Source organism: Trichococcus sp. ES5, from assembly GCF_900067165.1.
GTDB classification, from domain to species: Bacteria; Bacillota; Bacilli; order Lactobacillales; family Aerococcaceae; genus Trichococcus; species Trichococcus flocculiformis.
Window position 1 is genome coordinate 119,218 of the sequence record NZ_FJND01000003.1, and the last position, 26,254, is coordinate 145,471.

Below are 26,254 nucleotides of genomic sequence, written 5' to 3' on the forward strand. Positions count from 1 at the left end.
AAATACTCATGATCGGAATTATTGGAGCAATGGAAGAAGAAAACCGTATTTTGTTGGAAAATATGGCAGAAAAAACAGAGGAAACGCATTTCCACCTTGTTTTTACAAGAGGGAAAATCGAAAACCAGGAAGTGGTGCTGGTGCAATCCGGTATCGGTAAAGTCAATTCGGCTATAGCTACCGCTTTTATCATCGATCGCTACCGTCCCGACTTCGTCATCAATACCGGTTCCGCCGGTGGGTTGAACACAGCTTTGCATGTAGGCGATGTCGTCGTAGCGGATAAGGTTGCTTATCATGATGTGGACGCTACCGCCTTCGGTTATTCGGTTGGACAAGTACCACAGATGCCGCATTATTATACGGCCGATAAAAAAGTCGTTGAAAAGATTACGCGGGCAGCTGAAAAAGTCGGCTTGCACGCTGTCCAAGGAACGATTGTCTCAAGTGATTCCTTCATCGCGTCTGAAAGCGGCACAAACCGCATCAAGGAACATTTCCCTGATGCCTATGCGACCGAAATGGAGGGCGCATCGATAGCACAGGCTTGCTACGTTCTGGGGACCCCCTTCGCCATCATTCGTGCCATTTCGGACGGCGCAAGCGATGGTGCAGCCCTGAGTTTCGACGAATTCATCGTTGAAGCCGGAAAGAAATCAGCGGAAATGGTCATCGAATTACTGAAAAATAACGGAGCATAGTCCGAAATTGAACCGCTCATCCGATAATGGCTGAGTGGTTTTTGCTTTCTGCAGAATTTTGGAGCGCTGTTACTTCAGAAAAGGAAGGGCTTACTGTTGTAAGGGTTTTTCAAAATACTGTACAATAAGGATGAAATGTCAGGCTAAGGAGGGATTTTGGATGCGCCAAGAACTGGTTATCGGACAAGGGGAAAAACCGGCCATCATCCATTTGGATAAGTTGAATCGACACGGCTTGATAGCCGGAGCGACCGGAACAGGGAAGACGGTGACTTTGAAAGTGATAGCGGAAAAATTGAGCAAAGCTGGTATTCCGGTATTCCTCGCGGACGTCAAAGGGGACCTGGCGAGCATTGCAGAACCGGGTGAGTTGAGCGAAAAGATACTGGAGCGAGCAGCGAAACTGCAACCGGAGGATTTTGAGCCGCGCGCATATCCTGTTGAACTCTTGGATATATTCGGAGCGAACGGTGTACCGGTGCGGACAACCATTTCCGATATGGGGCCGATTTTGTTGTCGCGTCTGCTGGGACTCAATGAAACACAAGAGGGTATCCTGAACATTGCGTTCAAAGTAGCCGATGAAAAACAACTCTTGCTCATCGACATCAAAGATTTGCGGGCGATGTTGAATTTTGTCGGAGACAACGCCACAGAATTGCGTCGTGAATACGGGAATATTTCCAAGCAATCGATCGGTGCGATCTTAAGAGGTCTATTGGTTATTGAGGAACAGGGAGGCGACCTTTTCTTCGGGGAGCCGATGTTCGATATCCAGGATTTATTGAAAACAGATGCAGCTGGGCGCGGCTATGTGAACATCCTCATGGCGAACCGCCTGTTCATGTCTCCTAAACTCTACTCGACTTTCCTGCTATGGTTTCTTTCGGAGCTGTATGAGCAATTGCCGGAAGTCGGTGACCTTGAAAAACCAAAGATTGTCTTCTTTTTTGATGAAGCGCATGTCCTTTTCCAGGATGTTCCGGATGTGTTGGAAGAAAAAATCGAACTCATAGTCCGGCTGATCCGTTCCAAGGGAGTCGGTGTTTATTTCGTGACGCAAAATCCCACCGACCTGCCGAATGCCATTTTGAGCCAATTGGGCAACAAAATTCAGCATGCTTTGCGAGCCTTTACGCCGAAGGAACAAAAGACCGTCAAAGCTGTTGCCGAAACTTTCCGCCAACAGGAAGGAGAGGAATTGGAAAAGAAATTGACGGAACTGAAAGTCGGTGAAGCGCTTGTTTCCTTTCTCGATCCGGAAGGAATTCCCGGCTATGTTCAGCAGGTCATGATTTATCCTCCGGAGAGCAAAATGGGCATCCTGGATCCGTTCGTAAAGGAAGAAAAAATCAACCGTTCCTTGCTGTATTATAAATACAGCGAGGCAATCGACAGGGAATCCTCCTACGAACAACTGCAACGATTGTCGGAAATCAAGGCGATTGAGTTGGAGGAAAATGAAGAGCTTGCCGCGAGAGACAGGGATAAAGCCGAACAGTTGAAGCAACTCGAAATAGAGCACCAAAAACAAAAAGAACAAACCCAACAAAAACGAACGAGCAGTTCCCGCGATTCCACAATGGACAGATTCACAAAAAATTTGATGTCCCAAGTAGGCAGGGAAGTCGGGCGCGTCATCTCGCGTGGCATTTTGGGCATCTTGAAAAAATGAAAACAGACCGAAAAAGTAAAAGCCAGTCATTGATGACGCGCCCTTACTTTTTCGGTCTTTACAATTTTTCTGGATATTGGTGACGCTCTCCTTAAAATAACTTACTTTTTTTCATGAAAATCTCATATTTGGTATTGTGTTTTATTTCCTCATCCATTAGAATAACATCTATACCATTAATTGAGAATGATTCTCAATTAGAATCGTTCTCATTAAGGAGTTGTTTTTGGAAGATGGTGAAGAGGTGTTGAAGAAATTACTGCTTACTCTCGCATTGGCGGGAGTAATCGTGCTTTCCCTGAGTGTGGGAACGGCTGCGTTTTCGGTTGAACAGTTTCTGGTCGGGAGTAACACGGATCGTCTGATCCTATTGTCGTCAAGGCTACCGAGGACGGTTACGGTTCTCTTGGCAGGTGCGGGATTGTCTTTATCCGGGTTGATCATGCAATCCTTGACACAGAACCGTTTTGCTGCCCCTGATACAGTCGGAACGGTGGATGCAGCGAGAGTTGGGATGCTCTGCGGCATGATTCTCTTTCCGGGTTTATCGGTTGTGGGAAAGATGGCCCTCTCTTTCTTCTTTGCGGCAGCGGGAACCTTCCTTTTTTTGGTGGTGGTGAATCGCTTACCTTTCAAGAGCCAGATGACAATCCCTTTATTAGGGTTGATGTACGGAAATATTTTGGGAGGGATCGCCAATTTTTTTGCCTTCCGCTTCAACGTCACGCAAAATCTTTCGGCCTGGATGCAAGGAGATTTCTCATTGGTCATCAAAGGACAATACGAGGGGATGTATCTCATTTTCCTGTTATTTTTGGCACTTTATTTTTTTGCCGACCATTTTACGATTGCGCGTTTTGGGAAAGACGCGGCCAAAAATCTTGGTTTGCCTTTTGAAGCGGTCCTGTTCATCGGGACACTATTCGTATCCTTGACGGTTGCTGTCATCTTGAGTACGGTCGGAAATCTGCCGTTTTTGGGAGTCATCATCCCGAATCTTGTATCATTGCGCTTCGGCGACAACATCCGCAATACCCACGGCAAGGTTGCGCTTTTTGGAGCGGTTTTCCTGTTGCTGTGCGATATCTTTTCGCGCGCGGTTATCCCTCCATACGAAATACCGGTAGAAACGGTACTGGGTGTTTTCGGCGGTGGCCTGTTCTTGTGGCTGTTGCTGAAAGGAGGGCGGACTGCATGAAAAACGTGTTGAAAAATCGCATCATTATGAAGCGGCTGGCGGTGATGGCAGTGGCTGTGGCTTTGGTTTATTTTTTTTGGAACCAGGGTATCGGTAATTTATTCATTATGAAGTTGCGGAGCACGAAACTTTTGACATTTGCGGTCATCAGTATCAGTACTGCTTTTGCGACAGTCAGCTTTCAGACGATTGTGCACAGTAACTTTTTGACCCCTAGCATTCTAGGGGTCGAATCCTTCTACCGCCTTCTGCAGACAGTGTTGATGTTCTTCAGCTTCTCGTTGCTGGGCAGCCAATTGAATGCGGAATGGCAGTTCGTTTTCCTGGTATTCTTGATGTTGGGCAGTTATTTCTTGCTGTACCGGCTTTCGTGGAACCGGAAAAATTACGATATGCAAATCATTTTGATGATCGGGCTTGTCATGGGGACTTTTTTCAACAGTATCAGTTCCTTCATGCAGGTGCTGATGGATCCGAATGAGTACGACAAACTGCAGACGAAGCTGTATGCCAGTTTTCAGAACATCAATGATTCTGTACTTGTTTTGGCTGTTCCGATCGCCTTGTTTTCGATCATCAGTCTGTGGCGCAAGCGGAAGGTGTTGGAAGTTATGGGACTGGGTACACAAACGGCCAAAAATTTAGGGATCTCCGTCGAAAAGGAGACCAAGCTCACCTTCATGCATGTCATCCTGTTGATGACTGTCTCTGCAGCGCTCGTCGGGCCGATGATGTTTCTCGGTTTTGTGGCGGCGAATATCGCTTATCGTCTGTTCAGGACGTATTGCCTGAACTATCTGTTGCCTGGTGCGAGTTTGCTCAGTTTTGTGATGGTCGTGGCCGGACAATTTCTGGCAGAGGAAGTTTTCAAGTTGCAGACGAATTTAAGCATTCTGGTCGAACTGTTCGGGGGAATCTATTTCTTTTGGTTATTATGGAAGGAAAGGAGTAAGTTATGAAAATCAGTCATGTCAGCAAAGCCTATGAGGATGAAAAAGTATTGGATGATATCTCTTTGGCTATCGAGAGAGGTAAAATAACGGCTTTCATCGGTCCAAACGGGGCAGGCAAAAGTACGCTCCTTTCAGTCATCAGCCGTCTGTTGACAAAGGACGAAGGCATATTGACGATACACGGGAAAGAAATTGAGGCCTGGCAATCCGATGAACTGGCGAGGGAGCTTTCGATCCTGAAACAACAGAATGCTTATCAAGTGCGTATGACGGTCCGTGAACTAGTCTCGTTCGGCAGGTTCCCCTATACGAAGGGCAGGCTGAATGAAGAAGATCATGCTATGATCGACAAGGTTTTGGGCTATCTGAACCTGGTGGAATTCTCCAACCGCTATTTGGATACGTTGTCTGGGGGGCAACTCCAGCGGGCGGCCATCGCCATGATCTTGGTGCAGGATACCGAGTATATCTTATTGGATGAACCGCTGAACAATCTCGATTTGAAGCAGAGCATTGTGACGATGCAGACCATCCGGAATTTGGCGGATGAATTGGGTAAAACCATTCTGGTCGTCATCCACGACGTCAATTTCGCCTCCGTTTTTTCGGACAACATCATCGCCATGAAAAATGGGAAAGTCTTCCGGAGCGGCACGGTCGAGGAAGTGATCCGGACTCAAGTTCTGCAGGAATTATATGAAGTGCCATTGGAAGTCATCACGACTGCAGATGGAAAAAAACATTGCACGTATCAAGCAATTTAACATAGAGGAGAATGGAAAATGAAAAAATGGCAAAAGACAATCATCAGTTTGGCTTCAATCTTTACCTTGGCGGCTTGCGGCGCCCAAGAAGGGGCTGCCGATGCGGCAGACTCAACAACAGTGACTTCGAATGCGGAAACTGAAACGACAGTGACCATCGAGGATGCGCGTGGCTCCGTAGAAGTACCGAAAGATCCTGAAAATGTAGCTGTTTTGGATTTTGGCCATTTGGACACATTGATCGCCTTGGGCAAGCAAGATGCAGTCACAGGAACTGCGACAGACAACATGCCGGCTTATTTGGCGGATAAGGCAGATCAATTCGAGAATGTAGGGACACTTAAGGAACCGAATGTGGAAGCATTGGCGAATTTGGCGCCGGAGCTCATCATCATTTCCAACCGCTTGTTGGACTTCGCGGAACAGTTGGAGGAAATCGCCCCTGTAGTCGTGCTCAGCGTCGATTACACGGACTATTGGGGATCTGTGCAAAAAAACATCACAACTTTAGGAGTCATCTTTGACGAAGAGGAAGCCGCTGAAGAAGCCATTGTAACTTTGAATGAGGAGATTGAGTCCGTCAAAGCGAAGACAGCAGGAATCAGCGAGAAAACATTGACGTTACTCCTGAATGACGGCAGCATGTCCGCTTTCAGCACAGGCTCGCGTTTCGGCTTCATCTATGAGACACTGGGCTTCACTCCTGTCGATGCAGCGATTGAGGATTCCACACATGGGCAGTCCGTCGGGTACGAAGGGTTGTTGGAAATCAATCCGCAGATTTTGTTTGTCATCGACCGTACGGCAGCTCTTGGGACAGCCTCTGATGAAAATGCGGCGTTGTTGGAGAATGATTTCGTTTATCAAACGGATGCTTACAAAAACAATAAAATCATCAACCTGTCTTCCGACTTGTGGTATCTTTCAGGTGGTGGGATAGAATCAATCCATTTGATGATCGAAGAGATCGCAGTGGGCTACCAGTAAGCAAAAAATTGTCCAGCTTCTGATTTTTTCTCTATAATGATGGAAGCAAATCAGAAAGAGGTGCACAATTTGGCAGGTTATCATTTCGATAAGGCAGACTTCAACGTTTTTGATATTCAGGGACTCGATGAAAGGATGGCAGGCATCCGCGACCGGATCCAGCCCAAGTTCAGGCATTTTGCGGAAGCGGGTGCCCACCTCATCGTTTCGGAAGCGGGTCCCGAGTCGGTGCCTGTACATGTCGCCAAGCATCTGCGCCGCACAAAATATGCGCCCGAGAATACCTGGTGCGCCATCGGTGGGGATGCGAGGGGCTACAAGAAATATCCGCACTTCCAGATCGGTATTGCGAAGGAAGGGGTCAGCTTCTACCTTTGTCTGATCGACCAACCCGTCAAAGAGAAAGAAATGGCGGCCGCTTTATTGGAACGGATTCCGGAACTGGAAAGATTGCCGCGTGATTACGTCGTTTCGGTCGATCATACCGTGCCGGATGTGCTTCCGATTGAGGCAGTCAATTGGGAGTCTATCCTGATCCGGTTGCGGGATGTGAAGAAAGCTGAGCTGTTGATCGGCCGCAAGTTGGCGCCAACCGATCCGCGCTTAGCGACGGAAGCAAGTACGCTGGCAGTGTTGGAGGATACTTTCCGTGAACTGCTGCCGATCTACCAGGCCTGCATGGAACACTACCGCTAAACGTGTAACCCAATACAAACTAAACAGGACTGAACAGCGAGATTGATTGCTGTTCAGTCCTGTTTGGCTTGAAAAATATTTTGAGCATCCAAAACGTTGGCTAGCTTCACGGGTTAGCCCTTCGGAAAAAAGAATAAGGAACCTCTTGTCTCTGCGAGCCAAGACATACTGTTCGACTTGTCATGGTTCTTGCCATCTTTGATGGCTTAGAAACATGATACAACTGACCGGTACGGTCACGTTGATTCCTTTGTTTCGGAAGTCTCTCAGCAATTGCGCTCTGCGATGCTCATTTGCATGGAACTCTTGGGGATTCATCCCTTAGAGTCCCAGTACAAGGTGACTGTAGGGAACGTTGCGATGCCAGATTTCCTAAATTGTCATGACTCTTGCGATTTCAATCGCTTAGTCCTGTCATCAGGCCATCCAACTGGTCTCGTAGTGAGGCCCTCTGATGTCGCGCTGTGACATCAGAGTACTTGACCGATTAGGTCACAGTGTTTCCTTAAAGAAGGGCTGAACGAACCCGTTCCGCTTTTCCTGTACAAAAAAAACGGCAAATTGCTTTGCCGTTTCCTTGATGCCGCTCTCCGGGGAGATTAGCCTAATTTGTTGTAGTATTCTACTACGAATGACTCATCGATTTCAGCTGGCAATTCTTCGCGAACTGGCAGACGGTTCAATGAACCTTCCAATTTTTCTTCGTCGAAAGTAATGAAGTCAGGACGTCCGAACAAAGCTTCAGCAGCTGCTTTAACAACTACCAAGTTTTTGGATTTTTCACGCAAGCCGATTACTTGGCCAACAGCCACTTCGTATGAAGGGATATCGACACGTTTGCCATCGACAGTTACGTGACCGTGGTTAACTAATTGACGTGCTTGACGACGAGTAGAAGCCAAACCTAAACGGTAAACTACGTTATCCAAACGTTGTTCCAATAAGATCATGAAGTTAACACCTTGTTTACCTTCTTTGATTTTACCAGCTTTTTTGAATAAAGTTGCGAATTGGCGTTCGTTCATGCCGTACATGTGACGCAATTTTTGTTTTTCTTGCAATTGCATAGCATATTCAGATAATTTTTTACGGTTGTTAGGGCCGTGTTGACCTGGAACGTATGGACGACGCTCCAATTCTTTACCTGTTCCCAAAAGGGAGATGCCTAGACGACGAGCTTGTTTCCAACTTGGTCCTGTATAACGTGACATAATAAAATTCCTCCAATAAATGTTTGATTTTTGGAGTAAAATAAGAATGATAAGTCAGCAATGCGTGCAGGTCATCCTTCAATCTTCACCTTATGCAGCCGCAAGGGTACACAATTGAACCATCTACAGATGGCGATGAACTGTTGACGCGGGTGCTTCTTTCTCGCTGCATTATTTTACACAAAGGTTATTGTACCAAACAAAATCAGTAAATGCAATGAAAAAGTGATGATATTCATCGTTTGCACAGCGGTGGACCACTTGGGGTATTCCAAACGAAGGAATTAAGTTTCCAGATTATTTTCTGGTTTATGATTGGTTCTTTCTATGTTATACTAAAAAATGAGATATATTGGGCGTTTTCAATTTTAAATCAAATAAACGAAATTGTCGGAATAGGTGGAGGATTTATTGATGGAGTTTATATATTGGTTAGTAGCGATAATATTGTTAGTATTGGTCGGGTATGGTGCGATCATGTATTTGACAAGACAACAAGCGAATCGGATCAAAGCAATCGATGAGAAGAAACAAAAAGCGATGGCCATACCGGTGGCCGACAATCTGTTCACGTTGAAAAACATGAATTTGACAGGGCAAACGAAGCGCACCTATGAGAGTTGGCAAGCCACGTGGCAGACCATTACGCGTTTTCAGTATCCTGAAATTGAGGCGGCGCTGGTCAGTGCCGAACAGTACATTCAACGCATGAATTTCATTAAGGCGAAGCAAGCCATCTCGCAAGCGGATCAATTGATCGACGAAACGAAGAACAGCGTCGAAAAAGTGAACAAGGCTCTCGAAAAGCTATTGGAAAGTGCGCAAGAAAACCGCAAAGAGTTGGAAGAAATCCAGGAACGATACAATAAAATCCGCAAGCAATTACTGGCGCACAGCTTTACATTCGGTCCGGCAATCGAAACGTTAGAGAAGAACCTGAATTACATGGAGTTGGATTTCACGAAATTCAATTCATTGACGAACGAGGGCGACCATATGGAAGCCAAAGAGATCTTGTCGCGTATCGAGCAAGATTTGTTGGTGATGGAAGAAGTTGTCGAAAAGATCCCTGAATTGAACGAAAAAATCAAGACCGAGTACGAAGAACAAGTGAGTGATCTGAAAGACGGCTACCAACGCCTGTTGGATGAAAAATACATTTTCGAAGGTGTAGATGTCTCAGCTGAGATAGCTGCGGTTGAAAAAGAAATCCAAGAAGCGAAAGATTCCATCGGCCTTGCCGATATCAATGAAGCAGGCAAGAAGATGGACAAGGTAGAACGCGACATCGAAGCAGTCTATGCTATCATGGAAAAAGAAATGGAAGCCAAAGAATTTGTAGGTCGTCACACTGCGAACCTGCAAAAGAAAATGGATCATGTGCTGCAGAGCAACCGTTACGTGTTGCTTGAAATCGATCGCGTCTCACAGAATTATTTCTTGAACAAAAATGAGCTAGGCCGAGCGCAAGAGTTTGAAGAGCAGTTACTGAAAGAAAATGAAGCCTTGCGTTATTACGACAAGATGATGAAGGAACACGAAATTTCTTACTCGGTTGTCCGCGAGTATTATGAAAAAATCAGTCAACGTCTTTCCGAAATCGATAAAGAACAATCTGAGTTGGTCAGCAACCTCAGTGATTTGCGCAATCGCGAAAAGGAAATCAAGGACAGCATCGATCTCTACGAATTGGATATGCGCAATATGAAGCGCACAATCGAAAAATACCATCTGCCCGGTTTACCGAAAATTTATTTGGATCTTTTCTTCTCAGTCACGGATCGCATCGAAGATTTGGCTTCCAAGTTGAACCGCGTGAAGATTGACATGGACGAAATCGATGCGATTTCGAAGATGTGCGAAGAGGATATTGAAATGTTGGATAACCAAACCCAAGTAATTGTGGACAATGCGATGCTGACTGAATATATGATCCAGTACGCAAACCGTTTCCGTCATTCACATGTGGAAATTGAAAATGCCATCAACAAAGCTTTAGTGCTTTTCCACCGCGAATATGACTATGAAGGTGCGTTGGAAGCCATACGAATTCCTTTGAACCGTATAGAAGCAGGGGCTGCCCGCAAGGTCGAAGAATCCTATCAGGAAGAAAAAAATCGCCGTTACTATTAAATACAGAATCAATAAGACGCAGGGGTCGGGACATTGTCTCGGCTCCTTTTTGGACACTCTTTTATGAGAGGGGAATAAAATTAAACCGTAAGCTTTTAATGGTCAGACATTTTCTATATAATGGATAGGATGTCCCGCTAAGGGTGCAAAGTTATTAAGGAAGTGTAGATATAGATGATTTATTTTGACAACAGTGCAACAACGAAAATGTATCCAGAGGTTTTGGATACGTACCGAAAGGTCAATGAACAATTTTTTGGCAATCCTTCCAGTTTGCACAGAATAGGTAATGAGGCAGATGCGTTGCTCCAACAATCGCGCAAACAAATTGCGCAATTGCTGGCTGTACAGCCGGATGAGATTTTCTTCACGAGCGGCGGTACAGAGAGCGATAACTGGGCAATCAAAGGTACTGCAATGGAAAAGTTCCACGCCGGGAAACACATGATCGCTTCTTCTGTCGAACATCCTGCCGTCTCAAAATCGCTGGAACAGTTGGGGAAATTGGGATTTGAAATTACTTATCTGCCTGTCGATACTGACGGAATCATATCCGTTGAGGAGCTTGGGAAAGCGATAAGAAAAGATACGATCCTGGTGAGTGTCATGGCAATCAATAATGAGGTCGGCAGCATCCAGCCAATCGAGGCTATCGGAGAACTGTTGGAAAATTATCCTTGGGTTCATTTCCACGTAGATGCCGTGCAGGCTGTGGGTGAATGCGTGCCGCTGATCCAACATCCTCGTGTGGATCTCTTATCGCTTTCAGCACACAAATTCCATGGCCCTAAAGGTGTCGGTATCCTTTATAAGAAACATGGTAAACGGATTGCACCGTTGTTGACTGGAGGCGGGCAAGAAGCTGGTATGCGCAGCACGACAGAGAATGTCGGCGGCGTTGCGGCAATGGCGAAAGCTTTGCGCATGACGCTCGAAAATGGTGCTTCAAGCCGCGAGCAGGAACAGTTGGTCCGGGGTAAGTTGTTAGCTGCCCTTTCGGAATATGAAGATGTCCGAATCTTTTCGCCCGAAGATGGCGCCGGGCATATCCTCTGCTTTGCCATGAAAGGCGTCAGGGGAGAAGTGATGGTCCATGCTTTTGAAAGCCAGGACATCTTCATCTCAACGACAAGCGCCTGCTCAAGCAGAAAGAAAGGCACACCCTATACGCTGGGGTCGATGGGCGTACCGCTTTCCTGGAGCCAGTGCGCAGTCCGGATAAGCCTTTCCGGCGAGAATACGCAAGCGGAAGCAGATGCCTTCATCGAACATTTTCGGACGCTGCATCAACAGTTCCAAAAGATACAATAGAATAATAACTGACAGATTGGAAGAGAATATAAATGGAAACGCACATTCAAATACGCTTTGGTGAATTATCGACCAAAGGGAAAAACAAAAAACGTTTTGTCCAGCAGTTGGCGCAAAATGTCAGGATGGTCACAAAGGATTATCCGCAGATCAGAATCAAACCCGAGCACGATTTTATGTTACTGGAACTGAATGGAGCTGCAGAGGCTGACATTCTCGAGCGCTTGCAGCATGTGTTCGGTATTCAAAACTTTTCGCCCGTTTATCTTGTTTCGCACGATCTGAATGAAGTGAAACGGGTTTTGGTGGAGTTGCTTGGTAAAATGGAGACGGCGGGAAAAACGTTCAAAATAGCTACGCGCCGTTCCGACCATTCCTACGAGCATGACACTACTTTTATGAATGCCGAGCTGGGCGCTACTGTGTTGGCTGCTTTTCCGGCCATTTCTGTCAAGATGAAACAACCGGATATTCTTGTACGTGTAGACATCAAAACTAGCGGCATCATGCTCAGCACGCAGACATACAAAGGGGCTGGCGGGTTGCCTGTCGGTTCCAGCGGCAAAGGCATGCTGATGCTTTCCGGAGGCATCGACTCACCGGTTGCCGGTTATCTTACTATGAAGCGCGGTGTGAAGATCGAGGCTATTCATTTTCATAGTCCGCCGTACACAAGTCCACAAGCATTACAGAAAGCAAAAGATCTGGCTGCCAAATTGACTAAATTCGGTGGTGAAATCCAGTTCATCGAAGTGCCGTTCACTGAAATCCAAGAAGAAATCAAAGAGAAGGTGCCGGCGGATTATTTGATGACGATCACACGCCGGATGATGCTGCGGATCACCGATGCCATCAGAGCCGAACGCAAAGGATTGGCCATCTTTAATGGAGAATCTTTGGCTCAAGTCGCTTCTCAGACGCTGGAAAGTATGATTGCCATCAATGATGTCACAACGACGCCGATCATTCGTCCTGTCGCTACGATGGACAAATTGGAAATCATCGCATTAGCGCAAAGAATCGATACCTTTGATTTGTCTGTGCAACCGTTCGAAGACTGCTGCACTATTTTTGCACCACCAGCGCCAAAAACGAAACCACACTTGGATAAAGCCAGACGTTTTGAAGCGTTGCTTGATGTGGAACCACTCGTTATGCGCGCGGTTGAAGGGATTGTAGTATCTAGCATAACGGGTCGGGAAGACACTTCCAGCCAAGATGAGGCGCTCTTTTCGGATTTGCTTTAATCTATTTTGCAAGTGCGTATCCTTACCATAAATCGCCACTTATCTGTATAATGAAGATATTATCGATCAAGGGGGAATGTTTTCATGCAAGTAACATTAAAGGGTGAAATTGTTGAAGTTTTAGGAACACAGCCAGTTGTCGGGGAGAAGGCGCCGGCTTTTTCGTTGTACAATACGGAAGACGAAAAGGTAGCTTTGGATGATCTGCGCGGATCGGTAGTCTTGATCAGCGTATTCCCGGACATCAACACGAGCGTTTGCGATAAACAAACACGTAAGTTCAACGAGACGGCAGCGGACATCGAAGGTTTGACTTTGTTGTCGGTTTCCAGAAATACAAAAGAAGAATTGGTCAACTGGTGTTCAGCAAACGGCATCGATATGCAGATGCTGCATGATGATGCAGGCGAATTCGGCGAGTCCTATGGCCTTAAAATTCCAAAAATGGGCAACAAGTTGGCCCGCAGCGTATTCGTCATCGACAAGGAAGGCGTCCTTTCCTATATGGAGATCGTCCCTGAAATCGCGACGGAGCCGGATGAGGAAGCAGCATTGGCAGCTGCCAAAAAATTACTTTAATCGCATTGAGATTTCAATGAAAAGGTGCTAAACTAGTGAAGTATAAACAAAGCGTCGATCAAGAAGAGTAGCTTACCCGGAACCATACAAGAGAGAAAAGCGATTGGTGAAAGCTTTTTTGGGGAAGGAAAGTGAAGTAGCTTGTGAGCAAGTTGTGTGAAGGTCTGTGGACTGGGTAGCGCAGCTCGGAGTATTCTCCGTTATCAAAAAGAGAGACAGGGATCCGTTTCCTGTAATTTAGGTGGTACCGCGATTCATATCGTCCTGCATATTCGTATGCAGGGCGTTTTTTTTCGCAATAAATCAATGTAAAGAGAGAGGAAGTGGCTGAATGTCTAAAGCAGACGCAATGCCGACAAAGTATCAACCCCAGCAAGTAGAATCTGGGAAATATCAACAATGGGTGGAAGCGGGGCTTTTCAAGCCTAGCGGAGACAAGAGCAAAAAACCGTATTCGATCGTGATTCCGCCTCCGAACGTAACCGGCAGGCTGCACTTGGGCCATGCTTGGGATGTGACGCTGCAGGATATGCTGATCCGCCAAAAACGCATGCAAGGGTTCGATACGTTATGGTTGCCGGGTATGGACCACGCCGGCATAGCCACTCAAGCCAAAGTGGAAGCGAAACTGGCCGAGGACGGGCTTACCCGTTATGACCTTGGTCGTGAAGCCTTTGTCGACAAGGTTTGGGAATGGAAAGAGGATTATGCAAGCGTCATCCGCGAGCAATGGGGAAAAATGGGGATCTCCGTTGATTATGACCGGGAGCGTTTCACGTTGGATGATGGTTTGTCCGATGCAGTCCGTAAAGTCTTCGTCGGCTTGTACGAAAAAGGTTTGATCTACCGCGGCGCATACATCATCAACTGGGATCCAAAGGCAAAAACGGCCTTATCAGATATTGAAGTTATCCATAAGGACGTCCAAGGCGCCTTCTATCACTTCCGCTATCCGATGACAGATGGTTCGGGATACTTGGAGCTGGCTACTACCCGTCCGGAAACGATGCTTGGAGATACTGCCGTAGCGGTTCATCCGGAAGATGAAAGATATCAGCAGTTCATCGGCAAGACCGTGACTTTGCCGCTCGTGAATCGGGAAATCCCTGTCATTGCGGATGATTATGTCGAAATGGACTTCGGGACCGGTGTCGTAAAAATAACACCGGCTCATGACCCGAACGACTTTGAAGTCGGTTTGCGTCATGACTTGCCGCAAGTGAATGTCATGAACGATGACGCGACGATGAACGAAGCAGCCGGAAAATATGCAGGTATGGACCGTTTCGCAGCGCGCAAAGCGATCGTAAAAGATATGGAAGAACTGGGCTATTTGGTCAAAATTGAAGAAATGACCCACAGTGTCGGACATTCTGAACGCACAAACGTTGTTGTGGAACCGCGCATCTCGACGCAATGGTTCGTCAAAATGCAACCATTGGCTGAGCGTGCGGTCGAAAATCAATCCGCAGAAGAAAAAGTTTCCTTCTATCCTGAACGATTTGAGAATACTTTCCTGACTTGGATGGGCAACGTCCATGACTGGGTCATCTCCCGTCAATTATGGTGGGGACATCAAATCCCGGCTTGGTATCATAAAGAAACCGGCGAAATGTACGTAGGCATGGAAGCCCCGAGCGACAGCGAAAACTGGACGCAGGATGAGGATGTTCTGGATACATGGTTCAGTTCAGCACTTTGGCCGTTCTCGACGATGGGCTGGCCGGATGAAGATGCGGAAGATTTCAAACGTTATTTCCCTACCAGTACGTTGGTTACCGGCTATGACATCATCTTCTTCTGGGTAAGCCGGATGATCTTCCAGAGTCTGGAGTTCACCGAAAAACGTCCGTTTGAGAATGTACTGATCCATGGTCTGATCCGTGACGAGCAAGGCCGCAAGATGAGCAAATCGCTCGGAAACGGGATCGACCCGATGGATGTGGTCGAAAAATATGGGGCGGATGCTTTGCGTTGGTTCTTGGCGAACGGTTCCGCACCTGGTCAGGATGTCCGCTTCAGCTATGAGAAGATGGATGCCTCCTGGAATTTCATCAACAAAATCTGGAATGCCAGCCGTTACGTGCTTCTTAACTTGGAAGACCTGACATTCGACGCTATCGACATTTCAGGGGAAAAGACGATAGCCGATAAATGGATCCTTTCCAGCCTGAACAAGACCATCACTAAAGTGACGGACCTGTTCGAGAAATTTGAGTTCGGTGAAGCCGGTCGCTTGTTGTACCGTTTCATCTGGGACGATTACTGCGACTGGTATATAGAAATGTCCAAAGAAGTCCTGCAAGGGGAAAATGAAGCTGCTAAAAAGACAACCCGCAGCATCTTAGCTTATGTTTTGGACAACGTCTTGCGCTTGTTGCATCCGGTTATGCCTTTCGTCACCGAAGAAATCTGGCAGAACGTACCGCATCAAGGTGATTCCATCGTGACGGCAGCCTATCCGGTAGCGGATGCAAGCCATATCGATGAAGCGGCTGAAGAAGCGATGGAGAAACTGATCGAATTGATCCGTGGCGTCCGCAATGTCCGCGCTGAAATGAACACACCGTTGTCCAAAAAAGTTCCGATGCAGTTGAAAGTGAATGACGAGGCGACCGAAGGGATTTTCCGCGCCAATGAATCGTACATCTTCCGCTTCTGCAATCCGGATACACTGGAAATCGGCCAGCACATCCAAGCGGCCAGCGACGCTGTCACCGCAGTTTTCTCAGGCGGAGAGGTATACATGCCGCTTGCCGGTCTTATCAAATTGGAAGATGAGATTTCCCGTCTCGAAAAGGAAGCGGAGAAATTGACCAAAGAAGTCGACCGTGTGGAAAGCAAATTGAATAACGAAAAATTTGTCAGCAAAGCCCCTCAGGCTGTAATCGACGGGGAAAAACAAAAAGGGACCGAATACCGCGAAAAACTGGCGGCCGTTGAAGAACGCATCGCTGCCCTAAAAGAACAGCTAGCTTAATAAGAGAATCGAATTGAACAGGAAGAACCCTATTAGCAAGTTCCTTTGTAGATAGGGTTCTTCTTAAACAGAAATGGAGTGAAGAGGTAGATGTTTGCAACTTATGAAGAAGCGATGGAATGGATCCATACCCGCAAAGGCATGGGGCCTAAGCCCGGAATAGTCCGGATGAAATGGTTGATGGAAAAACTGGATCACCCGGAACGTAAATTCAGATCCATCCATATTGCCGGAACAAACGGAAAAGGATCGAATGTTGCTTACTTAAGAAGCCTGTTCATGGCGGCCGGCTATACGGTGGGCACCTTCACCTCGCCGCATATCGTCAGTTTCAATGAAAGGATCAGCGTGAATGGGGCGAATATCCCGGATGAAGACGTATTGGAGCAAGCGAACATCCTTTACGCACTCTATGAGGAAATCGGCCGCACGGATATGGGTCCACTGACGGAATTCGAAGTAGTGACAGCCATGATGTTTTCCTATTTTGGGACACATCCTTGTGATGTCGTATTGTTGGAAGTCGGTCTGGGCGGTTTGTACGACAGCACGAATGTTGCCGAGCCGGATTTTTCGCTCATCACGACGATAGGCAAAGACCACAGCAATATCCTCGGGGATACCATTGCGGAGATCGCCTACCAGAAAGCCGGAATAATCAAGCAAGGGACACCTGTCGTCATCGGAAGATTGCCTGAAGAGGCTTTTGCGGTGATGCGTGACACTGCGGAAAAAAAAGCTGCGCCCTTGCATGCATTCGGCCCGGATTTCAGTGTTTCCAATTGGCATGAGGGTTCCGATTATCATGAGGTCTTTGACTTTGCCTCTCAGTTGGGCGCTTTTGAAAAACTGGAAATAACCTTGATGGGTGGCCATCAAGTCGATAATGCAGCCACTGCGCTACAAACTTTCTTACTGTTCTGCAAAAAATACGCTTTGAGTTACTCGGAGACGACGATCAAATCCGGTTTGCTGGGGACAGCTTGGCCGGTCCGGATGGAGATCATTTCGCAAAAACCGTTCATCATGCTGGATGGTGCCCACAATATCCCGGCTATGGCAGTGCTGACTGAAGCGATCAAAAAGAAGTTTTCGGATAAAAATATCACCATCCTCTTGGCGGCTTTGGCGGATAAGGATCTGGAGGAAATGGGCCAGTTGATCAAATCAATTCCCGCGAGTAAGCTGCACGTGACCACTTTTGATTTCCCGAGGGCTGCATCAGTCAAAGAACTGTGTGAGCGGGTAGGTGTACCGGAAGCTGGAGCCTACGAAGATTGGCGATTTGCGATTGATGATCTGAAGGCGAAGCAAGCTGAAGCAGGTATGCTATTGATTACCGGTTCGCTGTATTTTCTTTCCGAAGTAAGACATTATTTATTAAAGGATAAGGAGTTTGGAGATGCGTAAAAAAGCAGTTATTTTTGATATGGATGGATTGATGTTCGATACGGAAACATTGGGATATCAGGCACAAGGCGAACTGGCTGAAGAGATGGCTTTGCCGATAGCGTTCGACTTCGATTATTATCTGAAACAAGTAGGGCGATCCGATAAAGATGTGATGCCTGAATTGGCTTCCGACTTTGGTGATGCGGAACTGGCGGAACGATTTTTGAAGAGAATGAAGGAGAGGCAGACGGGCATCGCCTCTGAAAAGGGGCTTCCGATCAAAAAAGGCCTATACGATCTGTTGGCCTTTCTGAAGGAGGAAGGCGTAATATGCGTCGTTGCTTCCAGCAGCCGGAGGAAAGAAGTCAGTTTCTACCTCGAATTGGCTGATATTTCACAGTATTTCCGCTACCAAGTGTGCGGGGATGAAGTATCCTTCGCCAAACCGAATCCGGAAATTTTCCTGAGCGCCTGGAAACCCCTTGGCATTCCGAAAGAGGACTGTCTGATCCTGGAAGATTCGCTTAATGGCATCCGTGCTGCCTACGATGCGGGCATTGAAGTGATCATGGTTCCGGATCTGATCGTTCCCGATGACGAAGCCAAAGCAAAAACAATTGCCATTTTGCCCGACCTGCATGCGGTCATGGATTGGCTGAAAGAGAAATAACCTGTTAGGCTCCTTCCTGCGTACCTATTGAGTAGACGGAAGGAAAGGGGTAAAACAGGATGGTGCAAGAAACAAATCTGCTGATGGAGGTTCCAAAAGCCTCGCGACCGCGCGAAAGATTGGATCAATTCGGAGAAAAAGCCTTGGCGACGCATGAATTATTGGCTATCGTTCTGCGGACAGGGCCCAGGGACAGCAACGTCATGCAGCTGGCGTTGCGGGTGCTGAATGAGTTCGAGGATCTGCATTCCTTGAAGATGGCCTCGCTTGAAGAATTGACTGCTATTCATGGAATCGGCCGAACCAAAGCGATCGAAATCAAGGCCTGTGTTGAATTGGGGGTGCGTGTAGCCAATGCCACGCAACTGAAGAGCGGAACGATCACATCGACGCAAAGCGCCGGGACGCTGCTGCAGAAAGAGATGCGCGATCTCCAGCAGGAGCACGTGGTGGCTGTCTATCTGAACACAAAGAACGAAATCATCAAGAAAAAGACGATCTTCATCGGCAGCCTGAACAGTTCGGTTGCGCATCCCCGCGAGATATTCCGGGAGGCGGTAAGGTTTGCGGCGGCGCGGATCATTCTTGCGCATAATCATCCTTCCGGTAATCCCGATCCCTCGGAAGCCGACCTGGTGTTTACCCGCAGGATGGTGGAGTGCGGAGAAATGATGGGGATCGAGATCCTTGATCATTTCATCATCGGGGTCGATGATTATCTCAGCCTGCGGGAATACGGTATCATATAGTAAAGGTTCCTAAACGATTTACGCAAGCTGAAATGAAAATTTGATGGCAAAAAACTTGCAATATCGGAAAACCTGATATATCATTATGTTAGTGTTTTTGTTTGGTAAAGAATAGATTGTCATGAACATTCCTATCGTACCAAAAGCAAGAATAACAATTTAAAGTGCTTTGCACGAGGAGGAATTTTTCATGGAAAAAGGAACAGTAAAATGGTTTAACGCAGAAAAAGGCTTCGGATTTATCGAACGCGAAAGCGGAGATGACGTATTCGTACATTTCTCAGCTATCTTAGGCGACGGATTCAAGTCATTGGAAGAAGGACAAGCCGTTTCATTCGAAATCGTTGAGGGAAATCGTGGAGCACAAGCTGCCAACGTTGAAAAAATCTAATTAATCTTAACTTAATCGATCAAAAGGCCCGGGACACTGTCTCGGGCCTTTTTAAGACATATAGGAATTTATAAAATTTTTTCAACTCAAAAGTGCATCACCATAGGTGTTTCACAAGTTTGCAACATATTTCATGCATCTAAAATGATGTCCAGCTTCACGGGTTAGCCCTTCGGAAATTAGATAAATCTGTCCTATTGCGCTCTTCGATGCTCAGTCGGACAGATTTCCTAAATTTCTTTCAGGGCTGAACGAACCCGTTCAGCTTTTCTTAATGCCGGATGCCTGATGTTCGTCCGGGAACTCCGATCCACCGGGATATTCCCTGTGAATGGTCCAAACGTATTGTGTCAATCTGGAGGGATAATCGGCAGCAGTATTACCGATCAACGTCATTCCTGTCAAATTGATTAATTCTTTCTTTTGTTTGTTACATTGATGTTTTTCTTGTTCCGGTTTGTGGTAAAATAGAAAAGAATTTGTTTGTGGGAGAGTTTGTAGTCAATCAGACGGAAGGATGAGAAGTACTTGGTAAGTTTGAATTTTAAAGGCAAAAACATCGGCATTGATTTAGGTACGGCCAATACGATCGTCTTCGTAGCCGGCAAGGGCATCGTATTCAGAGAACCTTCTGTCGTCGCAAAAAATATCCATACGGGAGAGATTCTCTCCGTTGGAGAAGAAGCATTCCAGATGCTTGGAAGGACACCCGGCACCATTGTGGCATCCCGCCCAATGAAAGAAGGGGTCATTGCGGATTATGATACAACTGTCGCGATGATGAAATATTTCATCAAAAAAGCGACGGGTAATGCATTCATCAAACCATACGTGATGGTCTGCGTACCGAGTGGTGTTACAGAAGTGGAAAAACGGGCAGTTCTTGATGCTACCCGGACAGCCGGAGCGAAAGAAGCCTTCATCATAGAAGAGCCCTTCGCTGCTGCTGTGGGTGCTGGGCTTCCGGTGCATGCGCCTACAGGCAATATGGTGGTGGACATCGGAGGCGGTACGACGGATGTCGCGACGATTTCGCTTGGCGGAATTGTTACGAGCCGTTCCAGTACAGCCGGTGGCGATCGGATGGATGAGGCAATCATTCAGTTCATCCGCAAAAAGTACGGTCTGCTGATAGGCGAGCGGACTGCCGAAAACATCAAAATAACGATCGGTTGTGCCGATATTGAAAAGGCAGCTTCCTATGGCTCCATGGAAATAAGAGGCCGGGATATGGTCAACGGCCTGCCCAAGACTTTGGAAATCCACGCCGAGGATATTGCGGTTGCGATCCATGATGTGGTCGAGAACACCATCCTTTCCGTAAGAGAAGTGCTGGAAGAGACGCCTCCCGAAATATCTGCTGATGTCATTGACCATGGTATCGTTTTGACGGGTGGTGGCGCTTTGTTGAAAAACATCGCTGAAGTCATTTCAGCAGAAGCGGAAGTTCCTGTATTTATCGCCAACGATCCATTGGACTGCGTCTCCATCGGGACCGGTGAAACCTTGAAGAACATTAACGTTTACAAGCGTAAAAATTTAAGGCAGTAAGTATAATGAATGTAATTGAAAGTGATGTACGAAATGAGGTGTCAATGTGAATCAGTTTTTTAACAATAAAAAATTGATTATCCTATTGATCGGTGTGATTACCTTTATCAGCTTGATAGCATACTCTCTTACCAACAACAGAGAAGATACATCGATACCGCAACAAGTAGGGAACGATGTAACAGGCTCCATTGCGAGAATATTTTCTAAGCCAGCGGAAGTAGTGGCGAATTTTGTTGATTCAGTCGATAACCTGATGAATACGTATGAAGAAAACCAATCTTTAAAAAGTAAAATTGATACCGTTTATGAGCTGCAAGTGAAAGTCTATAATTTGGAGCAAGAAAACGCAAGGATGCAGGAAGAACTTGAATTGAAAACTACTTTGTCAGAGTATGAACAGATCAATGCTTCTGTGGTATCCCGCAATCCCGACAGTTGGCTGAACCAAATCGTCATCGATAAAGGATCCCAGGACGGGGTGGAGGTCGATATGTCGGTGATGGCGGGGAACGGTCTGATCGGCCGTGTATCCGAAGTCAATTCGACCAGTGCGAAAGTCCTGCTTTTGACCACATCCAACGATACAACCAACCGTGTATCAGCTGAAATCCAAACGGAATCTGGACCTGTACATGGTATTGTCAATGGTTATGATGAGAATACGAAGAAGCTTTCCATGTCCCAGATTGCCCCTGATGCAGTGATCAATCCGGGCGATAGCGTGATTACATCAGGATTAGGCGGTGTTTCTCCAAGCGCTCTGTTGATCGGGAGCGTCAAAGAAGTATCGATGGACAGTTACGGTTTATTTAAGCAAGTCACAATCGAGCCCGCCGGTGAGGTTTACAATATTCGCTTCGTGACGGTCATCAAACGGCTGAGCGGAAGTGGTGAGTGATGGTGCAAAACAGATCTTTGCATCACACTTATTTCATCCCTGTGGTGCTCTACGTGCTTTTGATTTTGGATGGCTTTTTGATCAATGCCTTTCCGGGCCAGTTTGTCAGCGAAGAGTATATTCTCGTGCCGCATTTGGCGTTGTTCGGATTCGTGCTTTTTTCCTACTATTTCCCTAAACAGCCGATGCAGTTGTACGCAGTTCTTTTCGGACTGTTGTTCGACAGTTATTATAGCGGCATTCTGGGTGTTTACGCAGTCGCTTTTGCCGTAATCGTTTACTTTGTGAAGAAGATGCAGAGATTCCTGGCGGAAAATGTTTTTGTGCTGGCATTGTTGTTTATCGTTGCGATCGTCATGGTGGATTCATTCGTTTTTGGCTTCTACAGTTTGATGGATATCACGCAACTTGACTTCAGTGCATTTGCTTCAGAGCGATTAGGGCCGACTATTGTGTTGAATATTGTATTGTTCATTGTGATTTATTACCCACTGTTCAAATTGGTGGGCTGGATGTACGATTGAACCTGATGAGAAAATAATGAGATATTTTTTAATGAAATGCTTGCATTTGACGAAAGCTGTGGTATTATTGTCTTAAATTCTAAATGCAATGAAGAGAAAAAGTAACTTTTGACTATTTCCAGAGAGTTTGCGGCCGGTGTAAGCAAACAATAGAAATAAGTGAAATCACATCTCTGAGCAAGGATACCGAAAAGACAGCTTCCGCTTTCTCAGTAGGTTGACTCGGTTGTGCCCGTTACAGCACTGACGTTTCAAACGGAACGTTATGAGGCGGTTTCTGTGAAGAGCCCGCAAAAAAAGGTGGAACCACGACTTCAATCGTCCTTTAACTTTCAACAGGAAGTTAAAGGGCTTTTTTTATTGGAAACGGCGTGATGGGGGACACCACAAAATTAGGTAATAAAAAAGTACACATATATGGAGGAGAAGGATATGAAAAAATTAGCATTATTGTTGTTGGCATCTACAAGTTTATTGGCTGCATGCGGTGGAGGTGCCGCTGAGGATTCTTCTGCAACTGGATCGGAAGTTTCAGAAATCAAAGAAACACTGGTGATGGGACTGGACGATACATTTGCACCGATGGGCTTTAAAGATGAAAGTGGCGAAATCGTCGGTTTCGATGTCGAGTTGGCGAAAGAGGTTGCGGAACGCTTGGATGTGGAAATCACTTTCCAACCGATCGATTGGGCAATGAAGGAAACCGAATTGGCTTCCGGTAACATCGACATGATCTGGAATGGCTATACCATAACGGAAGAACGCAAAGAGAAAGTCTTGTTCTCAGAACCGTATTTGAGCAACAGCCAAATTATTGTCACAATGGCGGATAGTGATATCGAAACAAAAGCTGATTTGGCCGGAAAAGTCGTTGCGACACAACAAGGATCTGCGGCATTCGATGCTATCATTGCCGACGAAACGGGAATTGCTGCTGAGTTTGATGGGGGCACGCCGATTTTGTATCCTACCTTCAACGACGTGTTCAATGACCTGGAAAGCGGCCGCAGTGATGCAATCGTCGTTGACGAAGTGTTGGGCCGATACACTATGAAACTAAAAGGCGAGGAAAAGTTCGCTGTTCTTACCGATAATTTTGGCGATGAAGAATATGGTGTGGGTCTCCGCAAAGAAGATGTCGTGTTGAAAGAAGCAATCGATGCAACGATGAATGATATGCGTGAAGATGGAACCTACGATGAAATCTACGCAAAATGGTTCGCTGAATAATAAAACTTCTTGTTGAGGGAGAAAGTCGTATGTTGAATAAGCTTAAAAAAGCCGCACTGGTCGGATCAGGGTTATTGGTGTTGGCTGGATGCAGCAGTGAGTCGGCTGATGACGCTTCTGTCAACTCTGAAGCCGTTGGTGCAGAAACGTTGGTTGTTGGTTTGGATGATACTTTTGCTCCGATGGGATTCCGTGATGAAAATAATGAAATCGTCGGCTTCGATGTCGACTTGGCGAAGGCGGTCGGTGAACGGATCGGAGCTGAAATTGTTTTTCAGCCGATCGATTGGGCAATGAAGGAAACCGAATTGGATTCCGGCAACATCGACATGATCTGGAATGGCTATGCCATCACACCGGAACGGGCTGAAAAAGTCCTCTTGAGCGAACCGTACATCGTGGATGCGCAATCCATCATCGTTTTGAAGGACAGCGCAATCGAAACAAAAGCGGACTTGGAAGGGAAGTTGGTTTCGACGCAGCAATCTTCCAGTTCAGTGGACAAGATTATGGAGGATGAGTCAGGGATATTTGGAAAGTTGGGCGGGGATCTGGTGCTCTATCCTTCCAATAATAATGCCTTCAGCGACTTGGAATCAGGACGTGTGGATGCCATCGTCGTAGGTGAAGTCTACGGTCGTTACTACATGAAGCAATCCGGTAAAGACATCTACCGTGTTCTCGAGGATAACTTCGGGGAAGACGAAATGGCGGTTGCCTTCAAAAAGGATAATAAGGAACTGCAGGAGCGCGTCGATGCAGCCTTGGCCGAAATGAAGGAAGACGGGACTTTCGATGAAATTTATGACAAATGGTTCTATAGTGAATAACGAAAATAAAGGGTAAGAAAGAGGTTTAAGAAATGGACTTGATACAGACGATACTGCCATCATTGCTTGACGGCTTGAAGATGACGCTCACGTTGTTCTTCATCATAGGGTTATCCAGCATTCCGTTAGGTTTTCTGGTCGCCGTCATCCGGGTTTACGGACCGAAGTGGCTGGGTTTTCTGATCCAGATATATGTATTCATCATGAGGGGCACACCCTTACTTTTGCAATTGATGTTTGTTTTCTTCGGTTTGCCGCTGATAGGCATCACGTTGGATCGTTTTACGGCAGCCATTCTGGCATATATAATCAACTACGCTGCCTATTACGCGGAAATCTTCCGTGGAGGTATCACTGCTGTACCGAAAGGACAGTTCGAGGCCATTTCGGTGTTGGGTATCGGTAAAATCAGAGGATTTTTCAAAATCATCATTCCGCAGGTCACTAAAATTGTGTTGCCGTCTGTAGGGAATGAAGTGATTGCGCTAGTGAAAGATACATCTTTGGTTTATGTCATCGGTCTCGGGGAATTATTGCGCGCAGGACAGATTGCTGCCAATACCTATGCCTCGTTAGTGCCTTTCCTGGCAGTCGGAATCGTCTATTTGTCGATTACGGCTGTCATTACGGTGCTGCTGAATAAACTTGAATCCAAAGGAAACTTTTAGGGGGGGAGCGGCAATCATGTTATTAAATGCGATGAATTTAACAAAGTCTTATCATGACATAACCGTAATCGATGATTTTTCATTCCATATCGATTCCAGTGAAATCGTTGTGTTGGTGGGTCGTTCCGGAACCGGTAAGACCACTTTGATGCGCTTGCTCAACAATCTGGAGAAAGCTGACCAGGGAACCATTTCGATTGAGGATGCCTTGTTGTGCAAGCAAGGTTTGAAGGGCGCAGAATATGTGGACCGCAAAAAAAGGCGTCTTTACCAAAATAAAATTGGCATGGTGTTTCAAGACTATGCTCTGTTCCCGAACCTTTCGGTGTTGGAAAATCTTCTGGAGGCGCCGCTTGCCCAAAAATTGGGTACCCGCGAGGAACTGGCGGCGAAAGCAGCCGGATTACTGGAGCAAATGGGATTGGAAGACAAACTGGAAGCAATGCCGTCAACTTTGTCCGGAGGCCAGAAGCAAAGGGTCGCAATCGCCCGGGCGATGATGCTGAATCCGCGCGTGCTTTGTTTTGACGAACCGACTTCTGCGCTCGATCGCGAATCTTCCGACAGCATCGGTAAGCTGATACAGGAAATTGCAGCAGGAGGAACCGGTATCCTGATCGTTACGCACGATACCGAGTTCGGGCAACAATACGGCACACGGATCGTATCCTCAAGCGAATTCGTCAAGAACCGTTAAGGATAGGGCAAGGGCTGACAGTCCGGCAAAAAAAAGAGCAATTGCCCTGTTTTTTTGTTATATTTTTTTGTCGTCAGTGAAAGAATGGCAGTTTATTTCAACAATGTTTTCATTTAGGTTGACGGGAGCTTTTGTTTTTGGTAGACTATTAATGTTGTAAATGTGCGCACCACAGCTACAACCGCACGGATAGGAGTCATGAGACCTGCAAGGGCA

At 46.5% G+C, this 26,254-nt stretch carries 24 protein-coding genes and 3 other annotated features (1 of these 27 cut by a window edge); of the genes, 23 read left to right on the plus strand and 1 reads right to left on the minus strand.

Annotated elements, in window-relative coordinates; all coding sequences use genetic code 11:
• Nucleotides 1-8: 8 nt before the first annotated feature.
• The 7 genes from TES5_RS04105 (at nucleotide 9) to TES5_RS04135 (ending at nucleotide 6,974) form a co-directional block, all read left to right on the plus strand.
• Nucleotides 9-701 carry a 5'-methylthioadenosine/adenosylhomocysteine nucleosidase gene (locus tag TES5_RS04105; RefSeq protein WP_068560069.1) on the plus strand — a complete coding sequence of 231 codons (693 nt, stop codon included), beginning with the start codon at nucleotides 9-11 and terminating at the stop codon, nucleotides 699-701.
• Nucleotides 702-861: 160 nt separating this feature from the next.
• Entirely contained in the window at nucleotides 862-2,376 is a 1,515-nt protein-coding gene (locus TES5_RS04110; protein ID WP_068560072.1) for a helicase HerA-like domain-containing protein, read from the plus strand.
• Nucleotides 2,377-2,602: 226 nt separating this feature from the next.
• Nucleotides 2,603-3,574 carry an ABC transporter permease gene (locus TES5_RS04115; protein ID WP_178137785.1) on the plus strand — a complete coding sequence of 324 codons (972 nt, stop codon included), beginning with the start codon at nucleotides 2,603-2,605 and terminating at the stop codon, nucleotides 3,572-3,574.
• On the plus strand, nucleotides 3,571-4,533 hold the full coding sequence (locus TES5_RS04120; protein WP_068560074.1) for an iron chelate uptake ABC transporter family permease subunit: 963 nt from the start codon (nucleotides 3,571-3,573) through the stop codon (nucleotides 4,531-4,533). Before TES5_RS04115 ends, TES5_RS04120 begins: the two co-directional genes overlap by 4 nt.
• The gene (locus tag TES5_RS04125) at nucleotides 4,530-5,291 is read left to right on the plus strand and encodes an iron ABC transporter ATP-binding protein (RefSeq protein WP_068560077.1); all 762 of its coding nucleotides are present in this window, start codon (nucleotides 4,530-4,532) and stop codon (nucleotides 5,289-5,291) included. The genes TES5_RS04120 and TES5_RS04125 overlap by 4 nt, the downstream gene beginning before the upstream one ends.
• 18 nt (nucleotides 5,292-5,309) lie before the next feature.
• The gene (locus TES5_RS04130) at nucleotides 5,310-6,278 is read left to right on the plus strand and encodes a siderophore ABC transporter substrate-binding protein (RefSeq protein ID WP_068560080.1); all 969 of its coding nucleotides are present in this window, start codon (nucleotides 5,310-5,312) and stop codon (nucleotides 6,276-6,278) included.
• A 69-nt stretch (nucleotides 6,279-6,347) separates the two neighbouring features.
• Entirely contained in the window at nucleotides 6,348-6,974 is a 627-nt protein-coding gene (locus tag TES5_RS04135; RefSeq protein WP_178137784.1) for a DUF1054 family protein, read from the plus strand.
• Between the two features lie 599 nt (nucleotides 6,975-7,573).
• Here TES5_RS04135 and rpsD read toward each other — a convergent pair.
• Nucleotides 7,574-8,185, minus strand: a complete 612-nt coding sequence (rpsD, locus tag TES5_RS04140; RefSeq protein ID WP_068560083.1) for a 30S ribosomal protein S4 — start codon at nucleotides 8,183-8,185, stop codon at nucleotides 7,574-7,576.
• A 414-nt stretch (nucleotides 8,186-8,599) separates the two neighbouring features.
• On the opposite strand from rpsD, the gene TES5_RS04145 reads away from it, so the two are divergent.
• From TES5_RS04145 to TES5_RS04220, 16 genes are all read left to right on the plus strand, one after another.
• Nucleotides 8,600-10,318 carry a septation ring formation regulator EzrA gene (locus tag TES5_RS04145; RefSeq protein WP_068560085.1) on the plus strand — a complete coding sequence of 573 codons (1,719 nt, stop codon included), beginning with the start codon at nucleotides 8,600-8,602 and terminating at the stop codon, nucleotides 10,316-10,318.
• 174 nt (nucleotides 10,319-10,492) lie between these two features.
• A complete protein-coding gene (locus TES5_RS04150; RefSeq protein ID WP_068560087.1) occupies nucleotides 10,493-11,629 on the plus strand; it encodes a cysteine desulfurase family protein in 1,137 nt (378 codons plus the stop codon).
• A 32-nt stretch (nucleotides 11,630-11,661) separates the two neighbouring features.
• Nucleotides 11,662-12,876, plus strand: a complete 1,215-nt coding sequence (thiI, locus tag TES5_RS04155; RefSeq protein ID WP_068560089.1) for a tRNA uracil 4-sulfurtransferase ThiI — start codon at nucleotides 11,662-11,664, stop codon at nucleotides 12,874-12,876.
• 84 nt (nucleotides 12,877-12,960) lie between these two features.
• Nucleotides 12,961-13,455 (plus strand): thiol peroxidase, encoded by a 495-nt coding sequence (gene tpx, locus TES5_RS04160; RefSeq protein WP_068560092.1) that lies wholly within the window; start codon nucleotides 12,961-12,963, stop codon nucleotides 13,453-13,455.
• 45 nt (nucleotides 13,456-13,500) lie between these two features.
• Nucleotides 13,501-13,725: a binding site (T-box leader), on the plus strand.
• Nucleotides 13,726-13,786: 61 nt separating this feature from the next.
• Nucleotides 13,787-16,435 (plus strand): valine--tRNA ligase, encoded by a 2,649-nt coding sequence (locus TES5_RS04165; protein WP_068560094.1) that lies wholly within the window; start codon nucleotides 13,787-13,789, stop codon nucleotides 16,433-16,435.
• A gap of 90 nt (nucleotides 16,436-16,525) precedes the next feature.
• Complete coding sequence (locus tag TES5_RS04170; RefSeq protein ID WP_068560097.1) at nucleotides 16,526-17,845, plus strand: bifunctional folylpolyglutamate synthase/dihydrofolate synthase; 1,320 nt, start codon at nucleotides 16,526-16,528, stop codon at nucleotides 17,843-17,845.
• On the plus strand, nucleotides 17,838-18,497 hold the full coding sequence (locus tag TES5_RS04175) for an HAD family hydrolase (RefSeq protein ID WP_068560100.1): 660 nt from the start codon (nucleotides 17,838-17,840) through the stop codon (nucleotides 18,495-18,497). Before TES5_RS04170 ends, TES5_RS04175 begins: the two co-directional genes overlap by 8 nt.
• 59 nt (nucleotides 18,498-18,556) lie before the next feature.
• On the plus strand, nucleotides 18,557-19,246 hold the full coding sequence (gene radC / locus TES5_RS04180) for a RadC family protein (protein ID WP_068560104.1): 690 nt from the start codon (nucleotides 18,557-18,559) through the stop codon (nucleotides 19,244-19,246).
• Between the two features lie 190 nt (nucleotides 19,247-19,436).
• Nucleotides 19,437-19,637: a cold-shock protein gene (locus TES5_RS04185; RefSeq protein WP_068560106.1), complete on the plus strand. Its 201-nt coding sequence runs from the start codon at nucleotides 19,437-19,439 to the stop codon at nucleotides 19,635-19,637.
• Between the two features lie 537 nt (nucleotides 19,638-20,174).
• Nucleotides 20,175-21,188, plus strand: coding sequence for a rod shape-determining protein (locus TES5_RS04190; RefSeq protein WP_068560410.1), 1,014 nt, complete (start codon nucleotides 20,175-20,177; stop codon nucleotides 21,186-21,188).
• A gap of 46 nt (nucleotides 21,189-21,234) precedes the next feature.
• The gene (gene mreC, locus TES5_RS04195; RefSeq protein ID WP_068560108.1) at nucleotides 21,235-22,089 is read left to right on the plus strand and encodes a rod shape-determining protein MreC; all 855 of its coding nucleotides are present in this window, start codon (nucleotides 21,235-21,237) and stop codon (nucleotides 22,087-22,089) included.
• On the plus strand, nucleotides 22,089-22,613 hold the full coding sequence (gene mreD / locus TES5_RS04200; protein ID WP_068560111.1) for a rod shape-determining protein MreD: 525 nt from the start codon (nucleotides 22,089-22,091) through the stop codon (nucleotides 22,611-22,613). Before mreC ends, mreD begins: the two co-directional genes overlap by 1 nt.
• A gap of 79 nt (nucleotides 22,614-22,692) precedes the next feature.
• Nucleotides 22,693-22,942: a binding site (T-box leader), on the plus strand.
• A 103-nt stretch (nucleotides 22,943-23,045) separates the two neighbouring features.
• Nucleotides 23,046-23,843: an amino acid ABC transporter substrate-binding protein gene (locus TES5_RS04205; protein WP_178137783.1), complete on the plus strand. Its 798-nt coding sequence runs from the start codon at nucleotides 23,046-23,048 to the stop codon at nucleotides 23,841-23,843.
• A gap of 29 nt (nucleotides 23,844-23,872) precedes the next feature.
• Nucleotides 23,873-24,673, plus strand: coding sequence for an amino acid ABC transporter substrate-binding protein (locus TES5_RS04210; RefSeq protein WP_068560118.1), 801 nt, complete (start codon nucleotides 23,873-23,875; stop codon nucleotides 24,671-24,673).
• Between the two features lie 32 nt (nucleotides 24,674-24,705).
• A complete protein-coding gene (locus tag TES5_RS04215; protein WP_068560120.1) occupies nucleotides 24,706-25,341 on the plus strand; it encodes an amino acid ABC transporter permease in 636 nt (211 codons plus the stop codon).
• A 16-nt stretch (nucleotides 25,342-25,357) separates the two neighbouring features.
• On the plus strand, nucleotides 25,358-26,038 hold the full coding sequence (locus TES5_RS04220; protein WP_068560122.1) for an amino acid ABC transporter ATP-binding protein: 681 nt from the start codon (nucleotides 25,358-25,360) through the stop codon (nucleotides 26,036-26,038).
• A gap of 169 nt (nucleotides 26,039-26,207) precedes the next feature.
• Nucleotides 26,208-26,254, plus strand: a sequence feature (ribosomal protein L21 leader region) (it continues 27 nt past the right edge of the window).